The following is a 12106-nucleotide window of genomic DNA, read 5'->3' as shown; positions in this document are numbered from 1 at the left end:
TTAAGCCCCCTTTATTTGGCCGTTTTGAGTTAAGGACCGAGACCGTGAAAGGAATGCTTCCTCTTTTGCTTCTTTAAGGATTTGTTTGGCTTTGTCTTTAGCATCCTGAATAATCAATTTCGCCTCATTTTCATTATGCTTCATCATTTCTCTCGCGTCTGCTCTTGCTTGTTTAAGAATGGCTTCACTTGCTTCAAAATTTTTTTGGGCATCAAGTTTGTATTTTTCGGTTAATTGCAGCTGATTTTCTATATGTTGTTTTCTTGTATCCAGAATATTCACCAGCTTTTTAAAAACAAACTTCTTTAAAATAAATACAAGAACCGTAAAAATAATAGCTTGATAAATCATCGTACCAAAAGAAATTGGAATACCAAATAAAGTGAAATCACCCATAACATTTCAACTCCATTCATTTCTATATTATGTTAAACGGTGAGCAATGTAAACCATCGTAAGTGTTACAAAGATATAAGCCTGAATCGCTCCTATAAAAATACAAAATGCCTGCCAGATCAACATAGGTACAGAAGCAAGAAGAGCTACTACAAACCCATGGGTTACTGCATTCGCTAACAGGGCGAGCATAATCTCTCCTGCGTAAATATTTCCAAACAAGCGCAATCCTAATGTTAAGGTTGTGGCCAGCTGTTCTATGGCATTGATAGGAAATAAGACTTTAAACGGTTTGAAAAAACTAAGAACGAAATGCTTGAATCCATGAAGACGGATATCAATGAAGTGTGTATAGACGATAATCATAATGGCGAGGGTCATGGTTACATGTGCGTCAGCAGTAGGAGATTTCCACCAAGCAACAGACTGCTCCTCAGCAGTAATAATCGAGAAGGGGACACCCATAAGATTGGCAATAAATAAATACATTAATAGAGAAACACCTGTTGATAAAATAAATAAATTGTTTGAAACACCGATGGAATTGTTCATGATGTCCGAAACAAACTCCAAAATCCATTCCATAAAATTTTGCCATTTTTTAGGTGCGTTAGTTGTAGGATTTCGGGTAAAAAAGTAGGCAATGAGGAAAACGATGATAGTAGCAATGGTCGTTGTTATGATTACCGATAAATCATACGTTAAATTGAACCAAACTACTTGAGGCCTTGAGTGTTCGATGATGTCCAACCCCTTTCTTTTTAAAGTATGGGACCAGATAATAGGTGAAAATGATTAGAGAAGAGAGATTAATAGGCTATATCTTCATTATATACAAAAACTTTCATTATTGTAACATAGTTCACAATTTATTGCTAATTTTCAGAATAATATAATTTACAAGGTGGATAATGTATACAACATTATTTTCGTAATACGTATTGTTTTGAGGTGGATAGTAATAATGGGAAAATTTTAATTAGTTCATCTATTGATAATTGTTAATATAAGTCAGAAAATAATTAATTTTTGAAATTATTTAACACTTTTTTCCTTTTGTTTAATGTTGTAAAATAAACAGGAAAAATAAAGAGAAATTGGGGGAAAATGAAAATGAGAAAGTTATTAGTATTATTAACAGCAGTATCGTTTGTCTTTGGTCTGTCAGCATGCTCAAGTAATAATGATACAAAGGCGGATAAGAAAGAAACACCAAAAGAAACAGTAGCTCCAAAAGTGGATGTTAAGAAGGAATTAGTTAGATTCTACATGGATCTTGGAAATAAAATTAACGCAAAAGATGCTGATTTAAACGCATATGTAAACAAAGCATCAAAGCCTGATGCGAAACCAGAAGAACTACCAACTGCTGACGAAAAAGCTAAAGCTAGTGAATCAGCTGCTGCAGTTGCTGCCGAGCTTACTAACACCCAAATTCCAGCAGGATTAAAGGATCAAAAAGCTGAACTTGAAGCAGCACTTAAAGATTATGCAGCGTCTTACCAAGCAATGGCAGATGAATTGAAAAAGGACACACCTAATCTTGATGCAGCGAACGCTACCTTCGCTCAAGGCGAAGAAAAACTCGGAAAAGCTTATGAAGGAGCTAAATTATTGTCGCCAACCTTAGGTAAGCAAGTAAACTAAATTAATTTATAGAAACAGGCCGAGGAATACACTTTGGCTTGTTTTTTTATTAATCAATAATCAGACAAAAAAATAAGGCATCTACTTTTTTTCACAGTGGATGCCTTATTTTTTTGTTATTGGTGCTAATTTAGTGCTGGGCCGATTTTTTCCTTATAGGTAACATGTATTTCTTCGAGGAGGTCATCGACAGATAAGTACGTTTCCGTTTCCTCAAAGAACCAAACATCATTACCTTCAACAAAGAAAGTAATACCATTTAACTCCTTTTTGAATCCTAAATTAGCAGGTTGCTCAGCAGAAAAAGCGAGGCTATAACCTTTATGCTTTGCGCCAAATCCGGCATATTGAGGAAACATCCGTATGCTGAACGGTTTTATGATTTCGAATTCTTTTGAAAACCATAAACTAGCCTTTTCATCGATAGAAATAAACATATTTTACACCAACCTTTTCCTAGTTGATAATGATTCAAAACGATAGAAATGGATTTAAAAAGCGAGAAATCATTTAGATGTATTCTCCATTTCCTTATGATTAGAGATTATAGCTTTCTTTGACTTTTGCCTGTGATATAATTCACATACTTCATCTATCTAGAATAAGTTTTAAAGATGTTCATATTTTTGTTTCGAAACGGTCACATGTGTGAAATAAATCAATAATGAATTTTTAAAAATAGGTTTCAATTAAAGGAGTAGCTAATAAATTTAACTTTCCTGGAGGACAATATGAAAAAAGATTGGACGAAGGATTTGGAGTGTGACAATATGAGCAAGATATTAACCTGATAATAGCAGATGCACTAAAAGCTGTTGAGGAATGAAGTTGGGTGTTGTGTTTATCTTGTAAAATCACTGACTATTTACAACCTTAAATAGAAGAAAAAATATACTAATAAAGTGAAATCGAATTCATTGATCAGTGTGGCTGTGGAGGCTATGGATTAAGAGTTTGGAAAATTTAAACTTTGTACCAAAAAATGTTCATTGTTGCTGTTTTTGTAACATGTTAATAGTAAAAACCGTGATAAAATAAAATAAATTAGCTAAAGGAGCTTTTAATAATGGAGATGGAATTTGAAAAACTAACGGAAAATGTTAAAGACATTAAAAGTTTAATTCATACATTTAATTCAACTTTGGAAAATATAGAAAGACGGCTTTCAAGATTAGAAAAGGTTGACAGCATTGAACATAGGGTAGCAGTAAATCAAATTGACCTTTCCGATATTAAAGAATCACTTCAGCGTATCGAGGACACACATAGCAGTGAAATTCAACATATTAACCGCCGTCTTGATTCACATTTAGTGAAAATAGCAAAAGCTGAAGAGGATCTCATCATTTTAAAAACCAAATAATTTTGAACCAGAGACTGTAGGAAATTAATGCAGTCTTTTTTTGTTGAGTATTTATAGGTTTGACTGATCATGAACAGCGAGTCATATTGGTCACTGTAATGTTTAAAAATTTTAAAGCTTTTCCTCAATTTAATGATAATATTGAGACTATAATCTTGTCTTTAAAAAAAGAAAAAAGATCAGATTGTTGCTAATCTGACCTTTACTGTAATCGAACAGTTCTATATTGCAAACGCTTACAATTTTGTGAATAGGGCTTTGACGCCTAGGTATAGCAAAGCGAAAGAAAATACTAAAATGGCAAGTACTCCGACAACATGAAAAATTGATGATAGGCCAGCTAAAAAAGAAACTACAGGCATTTTAATTAAGGCAAAACCAGCCAAAATACAGGCTAAGAATAAAGCTGCTACATGATTCATAATTCATCCCTCCTTATGAACAGGATATGTTATTAATGAGCACTCTGATTGGACAAATGTACAATTTTTCATTATTCAATCATTCAAAAAAACAGACCGAATAATCGGTCTGTTTAATATTGGGTATTTATGATAATACCTCTGACTTGGTCATTGCGATGTGCTGGAAAATTGGTTCACCATCAATGGCATGTTTCGTGACCTCAATATATTTAATATGATGCTCTTCCATATCGAGGATTTTAAAGGAATAGGATTCATGGAGAAGGATGTCGCCTTCTTTTGCTTCGTAATTCTCAGTTAATATCCAGCCTCCAATTGTATCCACATCTTCATCATCAATTTCGACTCCCAATAAATCATTGACTTCACTCACTAAAACCTTGGAATCAATAATATAATGATTTTCCTTAATCTTGCGAATCTCAGGAATTTCATCCATATCAAATTCATCGCGAATCTCACCGACAATTTCTTCAAGAATATCTTCTACCGTAACAAGTCCTGATGTACCTCCATATTCATCCATTAATATCGCCATATGCATTTGCTCTTTTTGCATTTTTACAAGTAAATCATGGATTGGAATGGTTTCTATTACTCTTATAATTGGACGAGTATAGGTTTCTAAGCTGCTTGTGGAAAGTTTTTCATTCCCAATTAGGTCAGTCATGATTTCTTTAATATTAACAAGACCGATAATATGATCCTTATCACCGTCAATGATTGGGTACCTGGTGAATTTTTCTTCTCGGATAACTTTTAGAAAGGTTTCAAGTGTATCTTCCTTGGACATTGAAACAATTTCCGTTCTTGGAACCATAATTTCTTTCGCAATTCTATTATCAAAATCAAAAATTTTATTTACATACTTAAACTCCGATTGGTTAATTTCGCCACTTTTATAACTTTCAGATAGGATAATTCTCAGCTCTTCTTCTGTATGAGCAATTTCATTTTCAGAAACTGGTTTTAAACCAAAAATGCCAGAAACAATCCGTGCAGATCCATTCAGAACCCAAATAAACGGGAACATGAGCTTATAAAAAAAGATAAGCGGACGTGACACAGCCATGGTAATCCATTCAGCTTTTTGAATGGCCAGTGTTTTAGGCGCTAGCTCACCAACCACAACATGTAAAAACGTGATGGTTGCAAATGCAATTCCAACAGATAATAGGTGAGTGGCACTCTCGGGAATGTTGATTTTAACAAAAAGAGGTGCAAGCAAACCTTTAATGGTCTTTTCACCAATCCACCCAAGAGCTAGAGCCGTTATCGTAATACCTAGCTGACAGGCAGACAAGTATTCATCTAAATTTGAAATTACCTTTTTGACTGAAACAGCTTTCGAATTTCCTTCTTCAATTAACTGATCAATTCTTGAACTTCTAATTTTAACAATCGCAAATTCTGAAGCTACAAAAAAAGCAGTTAAAGCAATTAAAATGGCTATTAAAACCAAGTTAAATATGTCCAAATAAATTCCCTTATCCCGTTTTTACACGAGTAAGGAGTCACCTCCCAGTGTAATAAAAAAATTAGCTCGTGATATTCAAAAGAGATTTCATTAGTGCAGTCCTAAGAAGACTTAGATTATTTGTCAGCTTTTCTTTTTGTTGTTCATCCAATTTCTCAAGAATTGGTATTAAATCAAATAAATCGTGATGAAGCTGCTGCATCTGCTGTGTAACAGCTTTAACATGTTTATCCACTTCTGAATCACGGATATTTTTCGCTTTTCTTATTTCTAGTTTTCTTCTAATCTTGTCTAATGGATAGTGCAGACTCTTGCATTCTTCAATAAACTTTAAATCATTTAACGCTTCATCCGAATAAATGCGGTAATTTGACTTAGAGCGTCGCGCCTTTAATAAGCCAATAGACGTGTAATAGTCAATTGTTCGTTTTGACACATGCGCTATTTCAGCTATTTCACCAATTCGATAGACAGCCCCATCATACCACCTCAACAATAAATAAAATTAACAATAATTATAAAGATTTTATACCATACAGTCAAACGTTCTGGTTAGTGTGTATTACTTGATATCAACATTTTATGGAAATAAATCGCAAGTATGAACAGAAAAATCAAAATATTACTAAGGAACTCCAACAAATAACGCCTCCTATTTAAGAGATGCTATTTGTTGGAGTTTTTCTTACTCCAATATACAAAATATGATGACCTTCAATTTCCTCAATTTGAAAAATAAATCGGTCTATTTCAATGGAATCGCCTTTATGTACATCAAACTTTTGCGTTAAGAACCAGCCGCCAATTGTATCTACATCAGCTTCTTCAAGTGTTGTCCCTAAAAGGTCGTTGACTTCACTTATTAGGACCTTTCCATCCAAGATAAAGTGATCTTCACCTATTTTTTGTATTAAAGGAAGCTCATCAAGGTCAAATTCATCACGAATTTCACCAACTATTTCTTCGAGAATATCTTCGACAGTCACAATTCCGGCAGTGCCACCATATTCGTCTGAGAGAACAGCCATGTGAGAACGGTTTTTTTGCAGCTTGACCAACAGTTCTTGAATAGGGATGGTCTCAATTACATGAATCACTGGCTTTAAATAGTACATTAGCGGTTGTTCACCAGTGCATTTCTGCTGAATACAATCTGTTAAAATCTCCTTAATATTAACAATCCCTAAGATGGTATCCTTGTCACCATCAATGACAGGATACCGGGTATATTTTTCTTCCTTCACCATTTCGATAATTTCTTCAAGTTCTGCATCCTTTGGAAGTGTAATGACCTCTGTTCGCGGAACCATGATTTCTTTAGCAATGCGATCATCAAATTCAAATATTTTATTCATATAGTTGTATTCAGAATGATTTATTTCTCCGCTTTCATAACTTTGCGAGAGAATCATCCGCAATTCTTCCTCAGAAAGAACCATATCCTGTTCAGAAACAGGTTTAATTCCGAACAGACTAGTGATAAAACGGGCCGAACGATTAAGAACCCAGATAAACGGATACATCAACCGATAAAAGAATATTAGCGGTGGTGAAAAAAGCAGGATTATTTCTTCAGCCTTTTGAATCGCAAACGTTTTTGGGGCTAATTCTCCAATGACAACATTGAAAAAAGTTATAATGGTAAAGGCTAAAATAAACGAGATAATCTGATTTAATGAAAATGGTAATTGAATCCATTTAAATAGAGGGTTCAACAGTTCGCGAATGGTTGACTCTCCGCGCCATCCTAATATTAAGGAAGTAATCGTAATTCCTACTTGTGTGGCGGATAAGTATCCATCCATATTGGATATGACTTTTTTGGCCGACTCGGCTTGTTTGTTTCCTTCCAACAGTAATTGATCAATTCTCGTTGAACGCACTCTCACAATTGCAAACTCTGATGCAACAAAAAATGCAGTAAAAGCAATTAAGAGCACTAATATGACAACATTCATCCAAATCATCGGTTCCCTTACTAACGGTAAGGTATGCCACCTCACTTACAAAATTACTCTTTGTCTCATTATTACCTTACCGTTCACATTATAATTGCAGAATGTAAAAATTTATTATTCCAAAAATAGACCTAATGAGCAAATTTAATAAAATATTAAAAAAAGCTGCCAATTGGCAGCACAAAGGAATCCCTTATTATTGAAAATCTATTTTCTCTTAGTTCCTTTCCATTCACGAGCCAACATGCTGTAAACGATAAGATTGTGAAAGCGGCCGTTTAATTGTTCACCATCTCTTATTATCCCTTCTTTAACAAAACCTAGTCTTTCCGGAATTGCTTGGCTTTTCTTGTTTTTAACCCCACAACGAATTTCGACACGGTTTAATCCTAATTGAAAAAAACAATAGTTTAACAAGGCTTGAACAGAACGGGTGATTACACCGTGACCTTCTGCTTTTTTGGCAAGATAATAGCCAATGCTTGTTGTACTGTTGTACCAATCCATTTGATTTAACCCAATCGAACCAACTAGTTCCCCTTTGTAAAGAATCCCGACATTAAGAGCACTATTCTCTGCAAATTGTGTTAGCCAAACTGGTATGATGGATTCAAACTGATAAAGGGTGTTCATACTATCCACCCATGGCATCCACTCACGTAAATGATCACGGTTTTCTTCAACAAGCTGAAACAGATTAAAGGCATGATGTCGTTCTAACAATTGAAGTTCAATATCGTGATCAACTTTTAATGTAAACATAGGCCTATTCTCCCGAAAAAATTTTTAGTACATCATATGCCAAAAAAACTTTTTCGGAAGGTTTCTAAGGAAAAAAAAAGAAAATCCTAGCCTTATTAAAGCAGGGATTTTCTAAACAAGTGTATTCATGCTGTTTGACACTGTAGCGAGAGGGAGTGTCAGTGAAAAGGTGGTTTTTTCAGGTTTAGAATCACAAGACAAGCCCCCTTTATGTTTTTCAATAATTTCTTTACAGACAAATAACCCAAGACCTGTGCCGAGTTTTTTAGTGGTGAAAAATGGCTCAAATATGGTTTGTTGCAGTTCTGATGGAATTATCGGTCCGTTATTAGAAATATTAATGGAGACTTTCTGTTTATTTTCTAAAAAGCTAACAATTTCTATCGTTGGATTCTCATTCACATGGTGATTGAGAACATCAATGGCGTTAAAAATAATATTAATGAATACTTGTCTAATTTCATCAGCGTACCCATGGAGTGTAAAATCATTACTTAAATCCATTGCTATTTTCACTTTACCATCTAATATACTTGGGTATAGGAAGTTTAATACATCATTAATTAGCTTATTTAATTTGAAATATTCTTTTTCTTTACCAATTAATTCTTTTTTGGACAAAAGTAAAAACTGTGAAATTCGAAAATTTAGTTGGTCTAACTCACTCGAAATAATGTCTAAATATCGCATATTTGGATAATCTGCTTTCAGTAATTGAATAAATCCCTGAATAGAAGTGAGCGGATTCCTAAATTCATGAATGAAGCTTGACGTCATTTGTCCAAGAAGTGTTAACCGATCCTGATGAGTCGAGTCGATGAATATTGTTTTTTCCTCAATGATTTTGTTTTTTTCCTCTGTATAATGAGAGACTGCAAAAAAAAGAAATTTATCGAAACAGAAATTGATTCTGTTCATTGATTCATGGATCTCTGACCAAGGAATTCTGGATTTACTAAAATAGCTGCATAAAACAGTTCTGCCTAAATTAACATTATAAACAAAGTCGCCAATGTTAATATCAGCGATAACTCTTTCACCAGATATTTCTAGCGCAAGTTTTTCAAGCACAGCTAAAAGCTCCTGGTCATTCATCCTATGCATAGTTAATAGTACGTTAAAAAGAGCTTCCGCATATTCGCGAATTTTTTCTTTATACGGTTCTGCTTCAGTAAATAGAAATGAATTTCTCCATTCACGTAATATTGCTTCTTTATTTTGATCAAAAAAAGCAAGTATTTCAGTTTGTTTTTCTTTTAACATGATAACCTCCTGACCAACCTTGAATACAAACTAATTCGCTTATAATGAACAAAATCCTTTATAATTGAAATAAAAAATTTTTTCGAGTATGTTCGTGAATAATCTGGCAAGTAGTTCCTCTTATGTTAAAAGAAAACCATAGGTTTTCAACACGAATGTAGTATTTTCTTTGTCGAAGTGATAAAACAATTGTATATTCGATATGGAAACAATTGAATACTTCCACAGGGGGGGCTGCTTTAGGCGGCTGCCATGTTGTTTCTGGGATCGCTTTCTTCGGAGAATATGCTCCAAAGGGACAACCGGTTATAATTTACTCGCTGATATATAATGGAACTTATATGCTTCCAAGCTTTGTAATCAGTGCTATTGTAATCATTCTTGTTATAAGTGTAATGCCTAAAAAAAGGTTTTTACAAGTACATTAATAAGGAATGAAAAAGAGAAGCAGATCGCTTTTCTTTTTTTTCGTATTTTTGTCACAAAATTAGTATGCTTTTTCCCATAAAAAAGTGTTAAACTGTTAATACAGAAAGATAATCATTCTCAATTAACATAGATAGGGTGATATACATGGTTGCATCGTTAAAAGCAGGAGATAAGGGAAAGATTATTGATATTTCTCATGTTGGTAACCTGGTACAAAGACGATTACTTGATTTAGGGATTACTGAGGGGTCAGAAGTGTGTGTGAAATGTGTCATGCCATTTGGCGGCCCAATTATGATTGAGTCTTGCGGACAGTGTGTCGGAATCCGACGCAGGGAAGCAGTTCAGATTGAAGTGGAGAGAATATAATGGAAATCGCTCTTATTGGAAACCCCAACACCGGGAAAACTTCATTGTTTAATAATCTAACAGGTTCCTATGCGTATGTGGGGAACTGGAGCGGTGTAACCGTTGAAAAGAAAGTTGGCGTTTTCAAAAATAATATTGGCCATTTAATTGATTTACCTGGAGTGTATACCTTAAATCCGCTGTCAAAGGATGAAGGGGTTGTAACTTCTTTCTTTTTGAATGAATCCGTAGATCGTCTGCTAAATATATTAGATGCTTCACAATTGGAACGTAATTTGCATTTGACACTCCAATTACTTGAGTTTGAAAAGCCAGCCCTTATCGGTTTAAATATGATTGATGTAGCAAATAAGCGTGGGATTCATATAGACTCTTCAAAGCTTTCAGAAATACTCGGCGTGCCTGTCGTCCCCGTTGTCGCCAGAAGTGGAAAGGGCTGCGATAAGCTTGTCGATGTGATCGCAACCAAATCGATGCAGCCAACGAAAAAGAACCTCGTTTATTATGGAAAAGAGGTTGAGGAAGCTGTAACAACACTGACAGGTGAACTAAAGGGGAAAACTAGTCATTCTGCACGCTTTTTGGCGATTCAATATTTTGAAGGTAATGAATATGTTAAAAACTATGTTAATAGTATTGCAGACACTCAAAAGCTGAATGCAATTAAGGCAAACCTGGAATTGAAATTACAGAAGCAATATGATAGTAAATCATTAGCAAACTTTATCTATTTAAAGAGAAAAGAAGTCATTGAGAATATCGTTGCTGAAGTAGCAAGAAAAAGTAATTCAATAATTCCACTGTCTGAAAAAATTGATAGCATCGTAACAAATCGTTATCTTGGGATGCCTATTTTCTTACTACTTATGTATTTAATGTTTATGCTTACATTTGATTGGTTAGGAACGCCGTTGTCGGATACGTTAGATGCCCTTTTAACAGGTCCGGTTACCAACGGGTTTGAGACAGTGTTAAACGCTATTCATGCATCTGCTTTTATCCATGCATTAATTATTGAAGGATTAATTGCAGGGGTTGGTGGTGTTCTCGTATTTGTACCGCAAATTTTCATTTTATTCTTCTTTATATCCTTATTAGAAGATTCCGGTTATATGGCACGTGTCGCCTTGGTTATGGACAGAATCATGGAATCAGTGGGCTTGAATGGTAAAGCATTTATTCCGATGATGATTGGGTTCGGTTGTAATGTACCGGGAATAATGGCAGCCAGAACAATTGAGACCCCAAGAGAAAGATTATTAACGATTCTTCTGACGCCGTTAATGTCCTGCTCAGCCCGGTTACCGGTCTATGCTTTATTTGTCGGAGCCTTTTTTGCTGGGAACAAAGCATTCATTGTCCTTAGCCTTTATGTTCTTGGGATCGTTGTTGCTTTAATCTTGGCAAAAATATTTTCTACTACCATCCTAAAATCGGAAACATCCTTATTTGTGATTGAACTGCCGCCATATCGACTTCCCCAGTTTCAATCGCTTTGGAGAAGTACTTGGGATAAAGGGAAAGGGTTTGTCAGAAAGGCTGGGACATTTATTTTTGCGGGTTCTGTCTTTATTTGGCTTTTATCCTACGCTGGTCCTGGTGGTTTAAATGTGGATATGGATCACAGCTTTTTAGCTAAGATCGGAAATGTCATAGCACCAATTTTTGCACCAATTGGATTTGGTACTTGGCAGGCAACGGCTTCGTTAATTACTGGCTTCCTTGCAAAAGAAGCGATTATTTCGACGATGAATATTATTTATTTTGTTCCGAATGATGCCAGCTTACAAGGATTGTTAGCTAATTATTATACCCCGCTTTCTGCCTATAGTTTCATGGTTTTTATTTTGTTATATATTCCATGCCTGGCAACAGTAGCAACAATTTATAAAGAAACAAACTCTAAAAAGTGGACAGCTTTTTCGATGATTTATGCGTTTGCCATTGCCTATATTTTATCCTTGATTATCTATCAAGGGGGCAAGCTGTTCGGATGGGTCTAATTTATAAAAGAGGT

The 12106-nt window shown here is 34.8% G+C and carries 14 protein-coding genes; 5 read left to right on the top strand and 9 right to left on the bottom strand.

The genetic code is table 11. From position 1 onward, the window contains the following. A complete protein-coding gene (locus M5A78_RS03750) occupies positions 1 to 396 on the bottom strand; it encodes an ATP synthase F0 subunit B (protein ID WP_248733945.1) in 396 nt (131 codons plus the stop codon). A 27-nt stretch (positions 397 to 423) separates the two neighbouring features. Next, complete coding sequence (gene atpB, locus M5A78_RS03745) at positions 424 to 1146, bottom strand: F0F1 ATP synthase subunit A (RefSeq protein ID WP_248733944.1); 723 nt, start codon at positions 1144 to 1146, stop codon at positions 424 to 426. A gap of 363 nt (positions 1147 to 1509) precedes the next feature. Here atpB and M5A78_RS03740 point away from each other — a divergent pair, with 363 nt between their 5' ends. Next, a complete protein-coding gene (locus M5A78_RS03740; RefSeq protein ID WP_248733943.1) occupies positions 1510 to 2043 on the top strand; it encodes a hypothetical protein in 534 nt (177 codons plus the stop codon). A 125-nt stretch (positions 2044 to 2168) separates the two neighbouring features. Here M5A78_RS03740 and M5A78_RS03735 read toward each other — a convergent pair whose 3' ends face one another. Beyond that, a complete protein-coding gene (locus M5A78_RS03735) occupies positions 2169 to 2480 on the bottom strand; it encodes a HesB/YadR/YfhF family protein (RefSeq protein ID WP_248733942.1) in 312 nt (103 codons plus the stop codon). Between the two features lie 629 nt (positions 2481 to 3109). On the opposite strand from M5A78_RS03735, the gene M5A78_RS03730 reads away from it, so the two are divergent. Next, positions 3110 to 3406 carry a hypothetical protein gene (locus M5A78_RS03730; RefSeq protein WP_248733941.1) on the top strand — a complete coding sequence of 99 codons (297 nt, stop codon included), beginning with the start codon at positions 3110 to 3112 and terminating at the stop codon, positions 3404 to 3406. Between the two features lie 236 nt (positions 3407 to 3642). Here M5A78_RS03730 and M5A78_RS03725 read toward each other — a convergent pair whose 3' ends face one another. The 6 genes from M5A78_RS03725 to M5A78_RS03700 all read right to left on the bottom strand — a co-directional run bounded on the left by M5A78_RS03725 (position 3643) and on the right by M5A78_RS03700 (position 9291). Continuing rightward, positions 3643 to 3828 carry a hypothetical protein gene (locus tag M5A78_RS03725; protein WP_248733940.1) on the bottom strand — a complete coding sequence of 62 codons (186 nt, stop codon included), beginning with the start codon at positions 3826 to 3828 and terminating at the stop codon, positions 3643 to 3645. 127 nt (positions 3829 to 3955) lie between these two features. Then, complete coding sequence (locus tag M5A78_RS03720) at positions 3956 to 5308, bottom strand: hemolysin family protein (protein ID WP_248733939.1); 1353 nt, start codon at positions 5306 to 5308, stop codon at positions 3956 to 3958. A 61-nt stretch (positions 5309 to 5369) separates the two neighbouring features. Beyond that, positions 5370 to 5801, bottom strand: coding sequence for a MerR family transcriptional regulator (locus M5A78_RS03715; RefSeq protein ID WP_264760432.1), 432 nt, complete (start codon positions 5799 to 5801; stop codon positions 5370 to 5372). 163 nt (positions 5802 to 5964) lie between these two features. Next, positions 5965 to 7275 carry a hemolysin family protein gene (locus M5A78_RS03710; RefSeq protein ID WP_248734019.1) on the bottom strand — a complete coding sequence of 437 codons (1311 nt, stop codon included), beginning with the start codon at positions 7273 to 7275 and terminating at the stop codon, positions 5965 to 5967. Between the two features lie 198 nt (positions 7276 to 7473). After that, positions 7474 to 8028 (bottom strand): GNAT family N-acetyltransferase, encoded by a 555-nt coding sequence (locus tag M5A78_RS03705; protein WP_248733938.1) that lies wholly within the window; start codon positions 8026 to 8028, stop codon positions 7474 to 7476. Between the two features lie 111 nt (positions 8029 to 8139). Then, positions 8140 to 9291, bottom strand: coding sequence for a histidine kinase N-terminal domain-containing protein (locus tag M5A78_RS03700; RefSeq protein WP_248733937.1), 1152 nt, complete (start codon positions 9289 to 9291; stop codon positions 8140 to 8142). A 212-nt stretch (positions 9292 to 9503) separates the two neighbouring features. Between M5A78_RS03700 and M5A78_RS03695 the strand changes: the two genes are divergently transcribed. From M5A78_RS03695 to feoB, 3 genes are all read left to right on the top strand, one after another. After that, positions 9504 to 9719: an energy-coupled thiamine transporter ThiT gene (locus M5A78_RS03695; RefSeq protein ID WP_406603661.1), complete on the top strand. Its 216-nt coding sequence runs from the start codon at positions 9504 to 9506 to the stop codon at positions 9717 to 9719. 145 nt (positions 9720 to 9864) lie between these two features. Further along, entirely contained in the window at positions 9865 to 10089 is a 225-nt protein-coding gene (locus tag M5A78_RS03690; RefSeq protein WP_248733936.1) for a FeoA family protein, read from the top strand. Beyond that, positions 10089 to 12092 (top strand): ferrous iron transport protein B, encoded by a 2004-nt coding sequence (gene feoB / locus M5A78_RS03685; protein ID WP_248733935.1) that lies wholly within the window; start codon positions 10089 to 10091, stop codon positions 12090 to 12092. The genes M5A78_RS03690 and feoB overlap by 1 nt, the downstream gene beginning before the upstream one ends. Positions 12093 to 12106: the final 14 nt, after the last annotated feature.

The sequence above is a fragment of the Neobacillus rhizosphaerae genome, assembly GCF_937468385.1.
Lineage (GTDB): Bacteria > Bacillota > Bacilli > Bacillales > Cytobacillaceae > Neobacillus > Neobacillus rhizosphaerae.
Note: the sequence above shows the minus strand (reverse complement) of the source record. Positions and strands in the feature narration are given on the sequence as shown.